Origin of the sequence: Lonsdalea iberica (assembly GCF_002111585.1) — a bacterium.
In the GTDB taxonomy this organism is placed as follows: domain Bacteria; phylum Pseudomonadota; class Gammaproteobacteria; order Enterobacterales; family Enterobacteriaceae; genus Lonsdalea; species Lonsdalea iberica.
This window is the reverse complement of sequence record NZ_LUTP01000017.1, coordinates 60,436-77,436: the sequence shown is the minus strand read 5'-3', so window position 1 is coordinate 77,436 and position 17,001 is coordinate 60,436. Positions and strand designations below refer to the sequence as shown.

Genomic DNA, 17,001 nt, shown 5'->3' with positions numbered 1-17,001 from the left:
CAGGGGCTACCGGTAATTTTGTGACCGGCGTCAGGTTTTTCCGGCCGATTCACGACGTCCGCGGGGTCGTCGCACATAGCAATAGCAGTTCGCCGCCGGCGTAGATGCAGAAAAATGAAGGATGGTTAGGAGTCATGTACATGGCAGGTTCAACGCGTTCGATCATGATCGCCAAAGGGTTACAAACAATACTCAACATAGGTTTATTGGCTCTCGCTATTATTCTGGTGGTGTTTTTGGGCAAAGAGACGCTGCACCTGGCGAAGGCATTGATGGTGAGCAGTGAGAAGGATTCCACCTATCTGTTGATTGAAAGTCTGGTCGTGTATTTTCTGTATTTTGAATTTATTGCGCTGATCGTGAAGTATTTTGAGACGGGCTATCATTTTCCGCTGCGTTACTTCGTCTATATCGGGATCACCGCCATCGTGCGGCTGATTATCGTCGACCACAAAAATCCCACCTATACCTTGATCTACGCGGGCGCGATTTTGATCTTGGTGGTGACCCTGTATCTGGCGAACAGTCAGCGCCTAAGACGCGAATAGCGGTGTCCCGATCCCGGTCGACTACTCGCGCAGCAGCGGGCAAGGACTGGGGAAACGGCAACGCAGCGCTGCCGGCACCACTTCGATTCGGAAGTGTTTATCGGTCAGCGGCTCGCCATCCAGGTTAAACGTCATCTCATTCGGCGCGGTAATTTCCAGCCACGGCAGGGCAGTCGTGATCATGTTGGGATTGTCGCCGCCGGAAATCAGCGCCTGCATCATATTCGGCAACAGCTCTTTCGCTGACAGCACTCGCAGCTGCAACAGCCCGTCATTCAGTACCGCATCCGGGCACAGTTGCTGTCCGCCTCCCGCCTGACGACCATTGCCGATGGCGATGACCAGCGTATCGCCCTCCCAGTCAAAATCCGGACCTTTAACCTGACAGCGTTCGGCCTTCAACGTGTCGATGCGCAGCAGTGCGTTCAGCACGTAGGCCGCGCCGCCCAGCACGGATTTCATGGCGGCAGGGGTTTCGGTGGTGATGCGGGTAGCGAACCCCCCCGTCGCCATATTGATAAAGTAGTGCCGGTCGTTGACCTGAGCTAGATCGATGGCGGTCGCGCGGCCTACAATCGCCAGCCGCAGCGCCTGATGCAGGTCGGTCGGAATCCGGCAGCTGGTGGCGAGATCGTTTGCCGTGCCCAGTGGCACTATCCCCAGGTAGGGGCGGTGTTCCGCTTCCTGATGCGCCAGCGCCACGGCGACTTCATTGATGGTGCCGTCGCCGCCTGCGGCGATCACGTTGTCCGCTTCCAGCGCTATCGCCTCATGGATATAGCGCAGTGCGTCGCCGTGCTCCCAGGTGACGCGCACGTGCAAAGGATAGCCTTCCTCGCGCAGGGTTTTCACCGCCTGACGCAGCTCGTCGTTTTGGCTGCTTTTGCCGTTCAAGATGATGAGAGATTGTGGTTTTTGCGCCATGAAGACGTACTCCCTGAAAAGACCTTGAGGTAACCGAAAATGAGGCGAAGCACGCAGATCGCCCCCGAAAATAGTGTAGTCAGCGTAGCAGAAAAGCGTGATGCGCGGACAGTGGATACGTGGTGGGGGAGCAGGAAAAGAAAAAGCCAGCTCAAGGGAGATTGAGCTGGCGAAAGAGGTGGTTCCTGGTAGTGTGACTACGCTTATTTTTCGTTCTGTGTTTTCTCAGCGGTTGAATAATAACCGACCGCGTTGGCCATTGATGTGATCCATTTCTAAAAAACGTCAGAACAGCGTTCTGCTCTGACTGACAGACCACTATTTGGCGTGAGGATTACGGGTGTTGGTCCCCGGAAGATTGCGCAGCAGCAACGCATATTCCAGCGAAATGTCTTCCGGAACCGGCAGGTAGACGATATGGCCGTTGCCCGGCGCGACGTCGGTATCCTGACCTTTAGCGTTCTGCATCCCTTCAATCGTGAACTGCACGTTGCCGCCCGGCGTCATCATTTCTACGCTGTCGCCGCAGGAGAACTTGTTTTTCACCGCGACTTCCGCCAGACCGTTACGGCGTTCGCCGGTAAACTCGCCGACAAACTGCTGGCGGTCGGACACCGAGTAGCCGTATTCGTAGTTCTGGTGGTCTTCGTGAACGTGACGGCGCAGGAATCCTTCGGTATAGCCGCGGTGAGCCAGCCCTTCCAGCGTCTGCAACAGCGATGGGTCGAAAGGTTTTCCCGCCACGGCGTCGTCGATGGCGCGACGGTACACCTGGGCGGTGCGGGCGCAGTAGTAGAAGGATTTGGTACGGCCTTCGATTTTCAGCGAGTGCACCTGCATTTGCGTCAGGCGTTCAACGTGTTGGATCGCCCGGAGATCGCGGGAGTTCATGATATAAGTGCCGTGTTCATCTTCGAACGCGCTCATGTATTCGCCGGGGCGCTGGCTCTCTTCCAGCATAAAGACCTTGTCGGTCGGCTCGCCGATGCCCAGCGTGGGTTCGACGTTGGCGACCTGAATCGGTTCATGCATGTGGACAATGTTGCCCACGTCGTCTTCTTTACCTTCCTGCACTTTGTATTCCCAACGGCAGGCGTTGGTGCATGTGCCCTGATTGGGGTCGCGTTTGTTGATGTAGCCGGAGAGCAGGCAGCGCCCGGAATAGGCCATGCACAGCGCGCCGTGAACGAAAATCTCCAGCTCCATTTCCGGCACCTGCGCGCGGATCTCTTCGATTTCCTGTAGAGACAATTCGCGGGACAAAATGACGCGGCTCAGCCCCATCTGCTGCCAGAATTTTACCGTCGCCCAGTTGACTGCATTCGCCTGCACCGACAGATGGATTTGCATCTGCGGGAAGTGTTCACGCACCAGCATGATCAGGCCCGGATCGGACATGATCAGCGCATCTGGCTGCATGTCGATCACCGGCTGGAGGTCACGCAGGAAGGTTTTGATTTTGGCGTTATGCGGCGCGATGTTAACGACGACGTAGAACTTTTTGCCCAGCGAATGCGCTTCGTTGATCGCCTCGGCCAGCGTCTGATGGTTGAATTCGTTATTGCGCACGCGCAGGCTGTAGCGGGGCTGGCCGGCATAAATTGCGTCAGCGCCATAAGCGAAGGCGTAACGCATATTTTTCAGCGTACCGGCCGGAGACAGTAGTTCCGGTTTAAACATGGGTTTCTCTCAAGTCTGATCTCAGGTCAGGCTGCCCCCGGGCGGGAGCAGTAAGGCGGCAGATTCTAGCGCTTATGCGGGGAAAAATCAGTATTCGGCTTACAAAAAGTATGCCTATTTTATTCCACCTCAGAGGGGGTGGCGATTGTGCGGTCGATCGAGATCGATTTCCGGTCCCTACGGCACGATGCTGGTAGGATTGCGCCAGCGAATGCCGTGATAGCCGGTCTTGATGTGGTCGATGTTGACCGTTCACGCATACCGGGCTGCTGATAGAGATCGCGCAGGTAGTGACGAGGATGGGGGGAGTCCTCGATACGGAGAACATTGCATTCGAAGGCGCCGTGATAGGCCATGCCGAAACGCACAAACGTGACGAACGGCCGTCAGTCGGCTTCCGTCATCGTGACGCCCTTCAAATAACGGTGATAGGCCAGAGGCGCGTCTACCGTATCCAACCAGGCGAACAGCGACGTGACCGCTTGCGTACAGCCTTGCTACGTGCGGCAGAAGCCGGGTTTGTCGATGCCATTGCCGATCGTATCGTCAATCAGCGAGTTCCTGCGGGCGATATCAGGGCGCAGCACGGCGGGATGTAAATCCTCGACGTCGCCGGTGCGCGAATGAACGGTGTTGTTGAAGAGACGAGTCATGTTGGCGAATACATTATTAACAATGCCTCTTGTCTGCGAAACACGAAACCGACACCGACTGCTTGCCGGTGTCGTCAGCGTCGCACGCGGTTACAGCTCATGTCAGTAGCGCACGTTCGGCAGTTGCGGACCCGCATCCTGTGGCATTGCGGCGTGCTGAACGCCCAAGCCCTGTTCGCCGATATGCGGTTCGGCCACGGAGAGCGAAATCACCGGCCCCAGTGCTTTCCTCTTCCAGAAGCCCAGCGTTCTTGACGCCCATGGGCAGAACCAGGAAACGTAGTGCTACTCGCGCCCGGTTTCGGGCGCGAACGTTGTTTCCCCTAGAGCGGGTAGCCCGGCGGTGAAACGCGTCGTTTTGAGTCTCTTCCGTCGCCACATCGCCGCTCACCCATCGACCTTCCGCAAAACCGACATCGCTGATTCCATGAGCGTTTGATCACCAGAGCATTGAGGCTAACCACCTCAGCTTAAGTGGCTATCGACTACTTTCACCGAGTCGGACCGTGTCCGTCAGGGCGACTCCGGCAGCGACATCGGGCGGCGTGAACGTCGCTGGGACAGTCGGTCAAAGAACAGATAAACCACCGGCGTGGTATAGAGCGTCAACAACTGACTCATGACCAGCCCGCCGACGATAGTGATCCCCAGCGGCTGGCGCAGCTCCGCGCCGTCGCCGCTGCTTAGCACTAGCGGCAGCGCACCCAGCAGGGCGGCCAGCGTGGTCATCAAAATTGGGCGGAAGCGCAGCTGACAGGCCTGAAATATCGCTTCGCGCGCGCTGAGATTCTGAGTGCGCTGCGCCACCAGCGCGAAGTCCACCATCATAATGGCGTTCTTCTTCACGATGCCGATGAGCAGCATGATGCCGATGAGCGCGACCAAGCTGAACGGTTTATCAAACAGCTTCAGCGCCAGCAGCGCGCCCACCCCTGCCGACGGCAGGGTGGAGATGATGGTCAGCGGGTGTACGTAGCTTTCGTACAGCATCCCCAGCACGATATACACCGTGACGATGGCGGCGATGATCAGCGCCACCTGCGATGACTGCGACTGCTGGAACGCTAGCGCGGTGCCAGCGAACTGGCCACGCACGTTGGAAGGCACGCCCAGCGCGGTCATAGCGCGTTCAATGGCGAAGGTCGCATCGGACAAGCTGGCGTTTGGCGGCAGGTTGAAGGAGATCGTCGCCGCGGCGGACAACCCCTGATGGTTGACCGACAGCGGCGCGTTGGCGGGCAGCCAACGGGCGAAATAGGACAGGGGGATTGCTTTGCCTTCGCTGTTGATAATGAACATTTTGTTCAGCGCGGTGGCATCCTGCGCATACATCGGATCGACCACCATCACCACTTTGTACTGGTTCAACGGCTGGTAAATGGTGGAAATCTGCCGCTGCCCGAAGGCGTTGTTGAGCAGGGCATTGATATCCGACACGCTGATGCCGAGCTGAGCCAGCGTATCGCGGTCATAGGTCAGCGCCAGCTCGGCGCCTTTATCCTGCTGGTCGGAACTGACGTCCGCCAGCTCCGGCAGATCGGCCAGGGCCGCGCGGATCTTCGGTTCCCACTGGCGCAGCGCGCTCAAATCATCCGATAACAGCGTGTACTGATAGCTGGCGTTAGCCTCGCGGCCGCCCATGCGCACATCCTGCACCGCCATCAGGAACAGGCTGGCACCCGGCTCCTGTGCCAGTTTAGATCTTAGCCTTGCGATAATCTGCTGCGAGCTGGCGCCGCGTTCCGCTAGCGGCTTCAGACTGATGAACATCGACCCGCTGTTGGTACGACTACCGCCGGTAAAGCCGGTCACGTTATCCACGGCGGGATCGCTGCTGACGGTTTTCATCAGGGTCTGCATCTTGGTTTTCATCGCCTGGAACGAAATGCTCTGGTCGCCCTGCACGAAGCCCATAATCCGGCCGGTATCCTGCTCCGGAAACAGGGTCTTCGGCATATCGACATAGAGCCAGACACTGAGGCCAATGGTGCCGAACAAGACCAGAATCACCCAGCGCGCACGCGCCAGCACCCAGTTCAGCGACAGCGCGTACCGTTCCTGTAACGCCAGGAGTATCCGATTGAAGCCCCGGCGGCGCGGCTGGCTGCGGGGGGCGTGCGGACGCAGCAGGCGCGCGCACATCATCGGCGTCAGGGTGAGCGAGACCACCAGCGAAATCATTATCGCCACGCACAGAGTGACGGCGAATTCACGGAACAGTCGCCCCGATAGCCCGTCCATCAGCAGCAGGGGAATGAAAACGGCGATCAGCGACACGCTCATGGAGACGACGGTGAAACCCACTTCGCGTACGCCCTGGATGGCCGCCTGCATCGGCTTGATGCCGGCTTCAATGTGCCGGGCGGTGTTTTCCAGCACCACGATGGCGTCATCCACCACGAAGCCGGTGGCAATCGTCAGCGCCATCAACGACAGATTGTTCAAGCTGAAACCGCACAGATACATGGCGGCGAATGTGCCGATCAATGAGATAGGCACCGCCGCGGCCGGGATCAGCGTGGCGCGTCCGGAACGCAGAAACAGGTACACCACCAGAATTACCAGCGCGACGGCGATGACCAGCGCCCGCTCCACCTCCGCCAGCGATGCGCGGATCGTGGGGGAGCGGTCTTGCGCGACGTTTAAATGCACGGACGCAGGCAGCGTGGCGCTCAGTTCGGGCAACGCCGCGCGGATGCTGTCGACGGTGGAGATGATGTTGGCTTCGGGCGCGCGGCGGATAATCACCAGCACGGCAGGTTCGCCGTTCGTCATCCCCGCGTTGAGCGTGTCCTGCACGGAGTCTTCGACTTTCGCGACATCGCTGAGCCGCACCGGCGCGCCGTTATTGTAGTGAACGATGAGCGGCCGATAGACTTTCGCCGTCTTCAGCTCGTCGTTGGTTTCAATCTGCCAGTGGGTCGTCTTGTCATTCACGCTGCCGACGGGCAGGCGCACGTTGGCGTTATCGATCGCCTCGCGCACCTCATCCAGCGATACGCCCTGATTGAACAGCGCCAGCGGGTTGAGCGATACCCTCACCGCCGGGAGCGAACTGCCGCCGATCGTTACATCGCCCACGCCCTCCAGCTGTGAAATGCGCGGATAGACCTGATTGGTGGCGATGTCGTACAGCTGGCTGGGGGAGTAGGTGTCCGAGGTCAGCGTCATAATCACGATCGGCGCGTCCGACGGATTCACCTTGCGGTAAGTGGGGCGGCTGGCCATGCCGGAGGGCAACAGACTCTGGGCCGCGTTGATGGCGGCCTGCACGTCGCGTGCGGCGCCGTTGATATCGCGATCCAGCTCAAATTGCAGAATGATGCGGGTGCTGCCGAGTGAACTCATGGAGGTCATTTCGGTGATGCCCGCGATGCGGCCAAGCGCCCGCTCCAGCGGCGTCGCCACCGAGGATGCCATAGTTTCCGGCGAAGCGCCCGACAGCGAGGCGGACACGGAGATCACCGGGAAGTCCACCTGCGGCAGCGGCGAAACCGGCAGCAGCCGGAAACCGAGCACGCCGCACAGCGCAATGGCCAACGCCAGCAGCGTGGTCGCGACGGGACGATGAATGAACAGCGCAAACAGCTTCATCAGATTTCTTCCTGCGTTTCAGCCGGTTTGCGGCGAAGACGAAGAGATAGGCGGTCGAACAGCAGGTAAATCACCGGCGTGGTGAACAGCGTCAGCACCTGGCTCATGACCAGTCCGCCGACCATACAGATACCCAGCGGTCGCCGCAGTTCGGCGCCGACGCCGGTGCTCAGCATCAGCGGCAGGGCGCTGAGCAGCGCGGCCATCGTGGTCATCAGGATGGGTCGGAAACGCAGGAGACAAGCCTGATAAATCGCGTCATACGGCGACATGCCCTGTTGGCGTTCAGCGGCCAGCGCGAAGTCGATCATCATGATCGCATTCTTCTTCACGATCCCAATGAGCAGGATGATGCCGATGATAGCGATGATATCCAGATCGCTTCCGGCGACCAGCAAGGCCAGCAGCGCGCCGACGCCCGCCGTCGGGAGGGTGGAGAGGATGGTGACCGGATGAATGAAGCTTTCGTACAACACGCCGAGCACGATATACATCGCGACCACCGCGGCGACAACCAGCCAGACGGTGCTGGTCAGTGCGGACTGGAAGGCGAGGGTACTGCCCTGGAAACGCGTCGTGATTTCCGACGGCAGTTCCATGCTCTGCTGCGCTTTCTCGATGGCTTTGACCGCATCGCCCAGCGCATAGCCGGGCGCCAGATTAAAGGAGACCGTCGCGGCGGGGAAGCGGTCGACGTGGTTGATCGCGAGCGGTCCCTGCCGCTGTTCCACCGTGGCGATACTGCCCAGCGGGACGACGCCGCCCTCGCTGTTGATTAGCCGGATATCGTCCAGGGCCGATAATCCGTCGCGCTGGCGGGTGTCTTGTTCCAATACAACGCGGTACTGGTTTGACTGTGTGTAAATGGTAGAAATCAGCCGCTGTCCGAAAGCGTTGTAGAGCGCGTTATCGATATCCGACATCGAAATACCGAGCCGGGTGGCGCTGTCCCGGTCAACTTTTACGTAAGCGACGGCGGCTTCGTCCTGCCAGTCGCTGCTGACGTCCTGCAGTTCGGGCAGGGCGGAAAGCTGTTCCACCAGCTTCGGCACCCAGGCGCTGAGCGTATCCAGCGACAGCGTTTGGACGGTCAACTGGTACTGGGTTTTACTGATCTGGGTATCGATAGTCAGATCCTGAACCGGCTGCAGATATAGCGTAACGCCCGGCAGCTGCGCCGTCTGCTGCTGTAAGCGCGTGATGACGTCGGTCATGCTGTCGCTGCGCTCGTCTTGCGGTTTGAGGTTGATTTGCAGCCGTCCGCTGTTCAGCGACGGGTTGGTGCCATCCACGCCGATCAGCGACGAGACGCTTTGGACGTCCGGGTCTTTCATGATGATGGAAGCGACCTGCTGCTGTTTTTGCGCCATCGAGGTGAAAGATACGGTCTGGGAGGCGTGTACGGTGCCTTGAATGATCCCGTTATCCTGCTGAGGGAAAAAGCCTTTCGGGATCACCAGATACAGTAAGACGGTAAGCACCAGCGTGCTTAATGCGACACAGAGCGTCAGCCAGGGGTGTTGCAGCACTCGGGTCAGCCCGCGGCCGTAGGCGGCGATCACTCGGTCAAAGAAGCGTTCGCTGGCGCGCGTAAAACGGTTTTGTCGCGTCAGACCTTTGTGGCTGAGCATGCGGGCGCACATCATCGGCGTCAGGGTGAGCGACACCACGGCGGAGATCAAAATGGAGATCGCCAGCGTCATCGCAAATTCGCGGAACAGCCTGCCGATGATGTCCCCCATAAACAGCAGCGGGATCAGCACGGCGATGAGCGAAAATGTCAGCGAGATAATGGTGAAACCGATTTCACCTGCCCCCTTCAGTGCCGCATTCAGCGGTTTCTCCCCGCGTTCGATATAGCGGGCGATGTTCTCGATCACCACAATGGCATCGTCCACCACGAAACCGGTGGCGATCGTCAATGCCATTAGCGTGAGATTGTTGATAGAAAAACCGAGGAAATACATGGCTGCGAAGGTGCCGATCAGCGACAGCGGCACCACGATGCTGGGGATGAGCGTAGCGACCGCGTTGCGCAGGAACAAGTAGATCACCATGATGACCAGCGCGATGGCCAGAATCAGTTCGAACTGTACGTCATCGACCGAAGCACGGATGGTGGTGGTGCGGTCCGTCAGCAGCGACATGTCGACTGACTTGGGCAGGCTGGCCTGTAGCGAGGGCAGTAGACTGCGGATGTTGTCCGCCGTCGCAATCACGTTGGCGCCCGGCTGGCGCTGCACGTTGATAATGATGGCCTGTTGGCGGTTCGCCCACGCGGAAAGATAGGTGTTTTCCGGCGCCTGTTCTACCGTGGCGACGTCGCGCAGCCTGACCGGCGCGCTGTTGCTCCAGCTGATGATGAGCTGGCGATAGTCTTCGATAGAACGCATCTGGTCGTTGGCGGAGAGCGTTACCGAGCGGGCTGGGCCGTCGAAGCTCCCTTTCGGCGCGTTGACGTTAGCGGCGGTGATGGCGGTGCGCACGGTTTCGCTGCTCAGGCCATAGGCCGCCAGCGCGGTGGGATTTAGGCGTACCCGAACCGAGGGGCGTTGCCCGCCCGCGAGCGATACCAGCCCGACGCCGGAGACCTGAGAGATTTTCTGGGCGATGCGGGTTTCCACCAGATCCTGCACCTGCGTCATCGGCATGGCGGTGGAGGTTACCGCCAGCGTCATAATCGGCGGATCGGCCGGGTTGACCTTACTGTAAACCGGCGGATTCGGCAGATCGCTGGGCAGCAAATTGGTGGCGGCGTTGATGGCGGCCTGAACATCCTGCTCCGCGACGTCGAGCGCCAGATTGAGCTGGAACTGCAGCGTGATGACCGAGGCGCCGCCGGCGCTTTGGCTCGACATCTGCTTTAGCCCGGAGATGCCGCCGAACTGCCGTTCCAGCGGCGCGGTCACCGCAGACGTCATGACGTCCGGGCTGGCGCCGGGATACAGCGTGACCACTTGGATCGTCGGGTAGTCGACTTCCGGTAGCGCGGAGACGGGCAGGGCGCGATAGCCGATGATCCCGGCCAGCAGAATCGCCACCATCAACAGCGTGGTGGCGACCGGACGCAGAATGAAGAGTCTGGACGGGCCGCCGCCCTGATTCGGCGTGCTGTCCTGCATCAGGGCGTCTCCGCTTTTTTGGCCTGACGATCGTCTACGGCGGTCGCTGAAGTACGCTCAGTCGTGGAGGACGGAATGACGTCCACCTGCATGCCTTCCGTCAAACGGTCTATACCGTCCGTCACCACCTGTTCGCCCGCGTTTAGACCGCTGTTGACGACGACGTTCTGTCCATACTGGATACCGATGGAAATCAGATGCTTACTCGCCTGTTTTTTGTCATTCAACAGCCAGACGAAGTGACCTTCGTTGCCCATTTGCACGGCGGCGGCGGGCGCGATGACCGCGTTCAGCAAGGTATCCACCTTCATCCGGATATTCACAAACTGATTGGGAAACAGGAGGTCGTCGCTGTTTTCGAAACGCGCTTTCAGTTTGATAGTACCGGTAGTGGCGTCGATCTGGTTATCCATACTGAGCAACTGGCCCTGCGATAGCATCTGCTGATTGGCGCGGTCCCAGGCTTCGACGACGACAGGCTGACCGGACTTCTTAGCTTTAAGAATCGTGGCGATGCTGTCTTCCGGCAGCGAGAAAACGGCGTCGATAGGATGCGTTTGCGTCAGCACCAGCAAGTTATCCGTACTGGTGATGTAGTTGCCGATATCCACCTGACGTAGCCCGACGCGTCCGCTGGCGGGCGCGGTAATCTTGCTGTAGTCCAGCTGTAGCTGGGCGCTGTCCAGTGCGCCCTGATCGGACTGCACGGTGGCTTCGTACTGTTTGACCAACGAGGTCTGAGTATCCAGCTCCTGACGGGATACCAGATTGGTTTTTACCAGTCCCTGATAACGCGCCAGATCCTGACGCGCGTTGGCGAGCAGCGCTTTGTCTTTGGCTAGCTGTCCTTTCGCCTGCGTCACCTCAACGTCGAACGGCCGCGGGTCGATTTCCGCGAGTAGCGCGCCGGCGGCGACCTGCTGGCCTTCTTCGAAATGCAGCGCCATCAATTGTCCGCTGACCCGGCTACGTACGGTGACGGTATTCGCCGATGTGACGGTGCCAAGCCCGGTCAGGTAGTAAGGGACCGAAGAGGTAAACGAGCGAGCCACCTGCACGGGCGGCGTGGTCATGGATCGACGACCTTCTCCTTTACCGCCGCTGGATGCACTCTTCGCCGTTGAACCCGCGGGCGGGGTAGTGGGGTGGAAATATCGCCACGCAATGATGGCGATGGCGACAACGGCGATCAATGACAGCCAGCGAAAGAGACGTTTGGTATTCATAGTAATGAAACGAGATCTCCAATGCCCCAAATTGGGGGAGTTAGCAAAGGGTTTAGTGCTTATGCTATCGGGTGAAGTGCGTATAACTATAGAGAGTAAATAAGAAACATAAATGAAGACAATAGGGAAGAGATCTTCGTGCGGATAAAAAAATACCCGGTCAGCGTTTGTTGACCGGGTTGAGTGAAGTCAGGCGTTCAGCTGGAAGCGATTAAAGTACCAGTCCGGCGATGGCCGCAGACAGCATACTCACGAGCGTGGAGCCGTAAACCAATTTCAGACCGAAGCGGGATACCGCGTTGCCCTGTTGTTCGTTCAGGCCCTTGATCGCGCCTGCCACAATGCCGATGGAAGAGAAGTTGGCGAAGGAGACCAGGAACACAGACAGAATCCCGACGCTACGCGGAGACAGCTGGGCGGAAACTTTCTGCAATTCCATCATGGCGACGAATTCGTTAGACACCAGCTTGGTCGCCATAATGCCGCCGACCTGGAGGGCTTCATTCGCCGGAATACCCATGATCCAGGCAAAGGGGTAGAAGAAGTAGCCCATAATTTCCTGGAAGCTAAGGCCGAAGATCGCACTGAACAGGGCGTTAACGGCGGCGATCAGCGCGATAAAGCCAATTAACATGGCGGAGACAATGACGGCGACTTTGAAGCCGGTGAGGATGTAATCCCCCAGCATTTCGAAGAAGCTCTGATTCTCGTGCATGTTGCTGAGCTGCAGCTCTGGCTCATCGTTGACGCTGTATGGGTTGATTAAAGACAGCACGATGAATGTACTGAACATGTTGAGCACCAGCGCGGCTACCACATATTTGGCGTCCAGCATGGTCATGTAAGCGCCGACGATAGACATGGATACGGTGGACATCGCAGTCGCCGCCATCGTGTACATCCGTTTTTCCGACATCTTGCCCAGAATATCTTTATAGGCGATGAAGTTTTCCGATTGTCCCAAAATCAGCGAACTCACTGCGTTGAAGGATTCCAGTTTGCCCATACCGTTCACTTTTGACACGACGGTACCGATTACGCGGATGATAAAAGGCAGAACTTTGATGTATTGCAGGATACCGATCAACGCAGAGATGAAGACGATGGGGCAGAGTACCTTGAGGAAGAAAAAGGCCAGACCTTGAGCATTCATGTTGCCAAAGACGAAGTTGGTGCCTTCAGCGGCAAAACCGAGCAACTTGCCGAACATCCCCGCGAATCCGGTGACGAAACCTAACCCGACGGAAGAGTAAAGGAAGAAATAGGCCAGTACGATTTCGAGGACTAAGAGCTGAATGATGTAGCGGATACGGATGCTTTTTCGATCGCGGCAGATCAAAAGCGATAGGCCGGCGATAACGATTAGCGCCAGGACGAATTGCACGAGATGGGACATGTTTGCTCCAGATATGATACAGGCCAAATTTCACGTTAGGTTGGTAACGTCGGCGTCAACAGTGAGAGTAGGGACGCTGGGCGCGAATTATATATTGGAAAATAACCTAAACTAAAGCGTTGGTCTCATAGCATTAACTTTTATTCGGCGCTGCGGTGTCGGGGACCAGCGCTTCGTTGACTAAGTCTTGTACGAATGCGGCCGCTTTTTCCGCGGCTACCTTAAGGCGAGTTTAAGTAAAAAGGAGATTGCCTATGACTGCTTCAACCCCTTCCCGAGAGCTTGGACGTTCTGGGATCCACGTTCCTCTGATCACGTTTGGCGGGAACGTTTTCGGTTGGACTATCGATGAGCCGGCCTCGTTTAGTCTGTTGGACGCATTGGTGGATCAGGGACTCAATTTCATCGATACGGCGGATGTGTACTCCGTCTGGGCCGACGGGAATCAAGGCGGTGAATCTGAAACGATTATCGGCAACTGGCTGAAGAAAAGCGGTCAACGCGAGAAGGTCATTATCGCGACCAAAGTCGGTATGGAGATGGGAAATGGCGCCAAGGGGCTGGCTCCCGCTTATATCCGCCATGCGGTAGAAGATTCTCTGCGTCGTTTGAAAACAGATTATATCGATCTCTATCAGGCCCATACCGACGATAAATCGACGCCGCTGGAAGAGACACTGTCGACGTTTGATGCGCTCATTCGCGAGGGTAAAGTTCGCGCTATCGGCGCCTCGAATTATGAGGCCGACCGATTGGCTCAGGCGCTACAGATTAGCAAAGACCATCAGCTGGCGCGTTATGAAACGTTACAGCCTGAATACAACCTGTATGACAGGCAGCATTATGAGTCGGGTCTGGAAGCGGTCGCCAAAGAGCATGGACTGGGTGTGATCAGTTATTACTCGCTGGCTAGCGGATTTTTGTCCGGTAAATATCGCCACCCGGAAGATGCCTCCAAGAGCTTGCGCGGCAAAGGCGTCGTGGATCGTTATCTCAATGACCGGGGTATCAAGATTGTTGAGGCTCTGGATCAGGTCGCAAAAGCGCATAACGTATCGTCCAGCCAGGTTGCGCTGGCCTGGTTGATCGCGCGTCCGAGCGTGACTTCGCCCATTGCCAGCGCCACGTCGGTTCAACAGGTCGCCGACCTGGCTGCCTCGACCCGATTGTCTCTGACAGCAGAGGACATTGCTGCGCTGAATAGCGCAAGCCAATATTGATGAGGTAAACATTAGCGCGCGTACTTGTTTTTCAGGGCGCGCGTACCCCTCCCATGGCGGCGACGCACTTTCATCTGGCGTCTTCGATCGCGTAAAAGAGGAAGAAAACAACCGAAATAACCTATGTTATTATTCCTGCTCACTTATTTTCTGACGTCCCGCTCCTTGATGATCAGTACCACGGTCTTGTCTTAGACCCCATTCTTATTTTTTGCACTTCTTTATCTCCTCTTTTTTATTCGTTTATTTAGCTTTCGTATTATTTATTGTCACGATGAAAGCATGCCTAATCTTTCGCTAAGTTAAAAATTAGCAGGAAAAGGAAAGAGCCATCAGGGAATGAAAGCGGAGACGAAAATAAATGACGTGTTTTATTTTAACGTCGCTCGATTAATAAAAATCACACGATTATTTTTCGGCAGGGAGAAATGGTCTGGCGTGGGAAGGCAAATAAAAAGAGCAGGAGACGAGGCGATTTACAGAGTCGGTGAGTCAGCCTGTATCGACATGTAAAATAAAAAATGGCCCCTGTAAATCAGGGGCCATTAATCATGCTTGGAATATGACGCAGTGAGTGACTACGTCATTATCTTCCAAGAAAGGCGATTGCGATTAAGCCTGCGGCTGAGTCACAACGTCTTTGATGCCTTTCACTTCGATTTCTACACGGCGATCCGGGGCCAGGCAGTCGATCAGGGCTTTACGGCCTTTCACGCTGTCACAGGTAGAACCGGTAACCGGGTTAGATTCGCCAAGACCACGGGCAGAGATTTTGTCAGCCGGGATGCCTTTGGCAACCAGATAGTCAACGACGCTCTGAGCACGGCGAGTGGACAGGCGTTCGTTGTACTGTTCTGAACCCAGACGGTCAGTGAAGCCCAGAACGACGACGGAACCGTCTTTAGGATCCATGGTGCTCAGCTGAGTGTACAGCTGGTCCAGAGAGCTCTGGCCTTCAGGACGCAGTTCTGCTTTGTTGAAAGTGAACAGTACGTCAGATTTCAGCGTGAAGCGTTTGGTCTGAACAACCGGAGCCGGAGCCGGAGTCGGTGCTACGACCGGAGCCGGAGTTTCCTGACCGAAACGGTAAGAAACGCCAACGCTCAGCATGCCGTTATCAGGACGACCACCAACGGTGCCTGCGTCGCCGATGTTGTTAACCCACTGGTAGTCCAGACGAGTAGCCCAGTTTTTGGTTACTGCGTATTCCAGACCTACTGCAGCCATCGGAGAAATACCGGTGTCGTTGCCGCCACGGCCAGTCACGTCATCGTGGCTGTCTGCACGCCAGAAGAAACCACCCAGACGAGTGTAAACGTCCAGATCGTCAACGATCGGGTAGCTCAGTTTAGCAGCCAGCTGAACGCCTTGTGCTTTGAAGTTACCACGGTTTTCACCGGTGTACTTCATGCGGCCCAGCCAGTCGTAACCCAGTTCGAAGCCCAGGTATTGGTTAGCCTGGTAACCACCAAAGGCGCCTGCGCCCAGCTGGTTTTCGTGCGGGGAGTTAGTGGTTTGGTAACCGTTGCCGTACAGGCCTGTGTCATGGAACTGAGACCAGCCCAGTTTAGCGCCTGCGTACCAGGTATTGTCGTTAGGTGCTGCTTGAGCTACGGAAGCCAAGCCAGCCAGTGCCACTGCAACTGCGATAGCTGTTTTTTTCATTTTACGCCTCATTATCATCCAAACAGGTAATTAACTCTTCGAGAAAATAAACCTTTGGTTAAAATCTTTTGAAGGAGACATTGCTCTTAATTATCCTCACCAGTCAGCTGATGTTATATGAAGAGCAACTCCTGCGGGTAAAGTCTACAACGTGATGCAAAAGTTACAAGTATGATGTTAGAAGCCTCAGACAAAAACCTAGCGTTTCACACATACTTACTAACAAATAATAGATTAAATTGTCAGATTGGACAGAATATTTATGAGAGGTGATGAGGGGGAGGGAGTGAAGAACTCAATGCCTGCGGGGGATTTTAAACTTGGCGGCTTTCCCCCGTAGGAATACTCTTAATTTACTTAATGATACAATCTGGAGTGAATTTTTAACGTAGAAAATGGTCTGTTGATGACTTTTCGCTCTGGCCGCATGATAAATCCATAGGTATTTCCGCTTTCCGCCGCCTCGCGCAGGCGCATTTTTTCTTCGTTTTGCAGCTCCGTGGGCAACCAGCACAACACCGCGCTGTAGTTCCCTGTTCTCAAAGCTTTTTCCATAGCCTCTAACGTCCCTGCCGGGTCGATATGATGGAGTTCGATCATTTTGTCGAGCGGCAAGCCCGCTTGCTGCAGCCAGGTGCGGCTGAGTTTTTGCTGAGGCGCCAGCCACAACAGCCAGCGAGACTGCATCCCTAATTGCTGCAACAGCGGCAGCAGCAAGGGCGCCAAAATAGGCTGATCGTCACTGTAGACAATTTCACTGATGATGCCGCCGCTGTGAGGGACGGCCGCGGGCGCATCCTGCGTACGTAAAGAAGACTGAGAAAAGCGGCGAGCATTAACGAGTTGTGTGCGCATAAGTGAATTCCACCGGCAGGGTTACTGTATGCGCATACAGTAATGCGTGTATAAATAAAGATCAATCGGAATTTGAAAGCGCCTCGCATAATTCACAGGGAATGTCTAGTAACGCCAT

General features: G+C 56.6%; 11 protein-coding genes. 2 read left to right on the top strand and 9 right to left on the bottom strand.

The genetic code is table 11. The annotated features are described in order from the left end of the window. The first annotated feature begins 140 nt into the window (after nucleotides 1–140). Complete coding sequence (gene psiE / locus AU511_RS08840; RefSeq protein WP_026740059.1) at nucleotides 141–548, top strand: phosphate-starvation-inducible protein PsiE; 408 nt, start codon at nucleotides 141–143, stop codon at nucleotides 546–548. Between the two features lie 21 nt (nucleotides 549–569). Here the strand turns inward: psiE and yegS are convergent, their stop codons facing one another. The 7 genes from yegS to AU511_RS08805 form a co-directional block, all read right to left on the bottom strand. Continuing rightward, a complete protein-coding gene (yegS, locus tag AU511_RS08835; RefSeq protein ID WP_094109419.1) occupies nucleotides 570–1,472 on the bottom strand; it encodes a lipid kinase YegS in 903 nt (300 codons plus the stop codon). A 318-nt stretch (nucleotides 1,473–1,790) separates the two neighbouring features. Beyond that, nucleotides 1,791–3,152: a prephenate-dependent tRNA uridine(34) hydroxylase TrhP gene (gene trhP / locus AU511_RS08830; protein WP_094101757.1), complete on the bottom strand. Its 1,362-nt coding sequence runs from the start codon at nucleotides 3,150–3,152 to the stop codon at nucleotides 1,791–1,793. Nucleotides 3,153–3,649: 497 nt separating this feature from the next. Next, nucleotides 3,650–3,805: a hypothetical protein gene (locus AU511_RS17425; protein ID WP_167372011.1), complete on the bottom strand. Its 156-nt coding sequence runs from the start codon at nucleotides 3,803–3,805 to the stop codon at nucleotides 3,650–3,652. 513 nt (nucleotides 3,806–4,318) lie between these two features. Next, nucleotides 4,319–7,399: a multidrug efflux RND transporter permease subunit MdtC gene (gene mdtC, locus AU511_RS08820; protein ID WP_094109418.1), complete on the bottom strand. Its 3,081-nt coding sequence runs from the start codon at nucleotides 7,397–7,399 to the stop codon at nucleotides 4,319–4,321. Beyond that, on the bottom strand, nucleotides 7,399–10,521 hold the full coding sequence (locus tag AU511_RS08815) for an MdtB/MuxB family multidrug efflux RND transporter permease subunit (RefSeq protein ID WP_094109417.1): 3,123 nt from the start codon (nucleotides 10,519–10,521) through the stop codon (nucleotides 7,399–7,401). The genes mdtC and AU511_RS08815 overlap by 1 nt, the downstream gene beginning before the upstream one ends. Further along, on the bottom strand, nucleotides 10,521–11,747 hold the full coding sequence (locus AU511_RS08810; RefSeq protein ID WP_094109416.1) for an MdtA/MuxA family multidrug efflux RND transporter periplasmic adaptor subunit: 1,227 nt from the start codon (nucleotides 11,745–11,747) through the stop codon (nucleotides 10,521–10,523). Before AU511_RS08810 ends, AU511_RS08815 begins: the two co-directional genes overlap by 1 nt. A 211-nt stretch (nucleotides 11,748–11,958) precedes the next feature. Next, on the bottom strand, nucleotides 11,959–13,143 hold the full coding sequence (locus AU511_RS08805; RefSeq protein WP_094101754.1) for a NupC/NupG family nucleoside CNT transporter: 1,185 nt from the start codon (nucleotides 13,141–13,143) through the stop codon (nucleotides 11,959–11,961). 254 nt (nucleotides 13,144–13,397) lie between these two features. On the opposite strand from AU511_RS08805, the gene AU511_RS08800 reads away from it, so the two are divergent. Next, on the top strand, nucleotides 13,398–14,363 hold the full coding sequence (locus tag AU511_RS08800; RefSeq protein WP_094109415.1) for an aldo/keto reductase: 966 nt from the start codon (nucleotides 13,398–13,400) through the stop codon (nucleotides 14,361–14,363). 612 nt (nucleotides 14,364–14,975) lie between these two features. On the opposite strand, the gene ompA is transcribed toward AU511_RS08800, so the two are convergent. Continuing rightward, entirely contained in the window at nucleotides 14,976–16,028 is a 1,053-nt protein-coding gene (ompA, locus tag AU511_RS08795) for a porin OmpA (protein ID WP_094101752.1), read from the bottom strand. 357 nt (nucleotides 16,029–16,385) lie between these two features. After that, the gene (sulA, locus tag AU511_RS08790) at nucleotides 16,386–16,883 is read right to left on the bottom strand and encodes an SOS-induced cell division inhibitor SulA (RefSeq protein ID WP_094101751.1); all 498 of its coding nucleotides are present in this window, start codon (nucleotides 16,881–16,883) and stop codon (nucleotides 16,386–16,388) included. Between the last annotated feature and the right edge of the window lie 118 nt (nucleotides 16,884–17,001).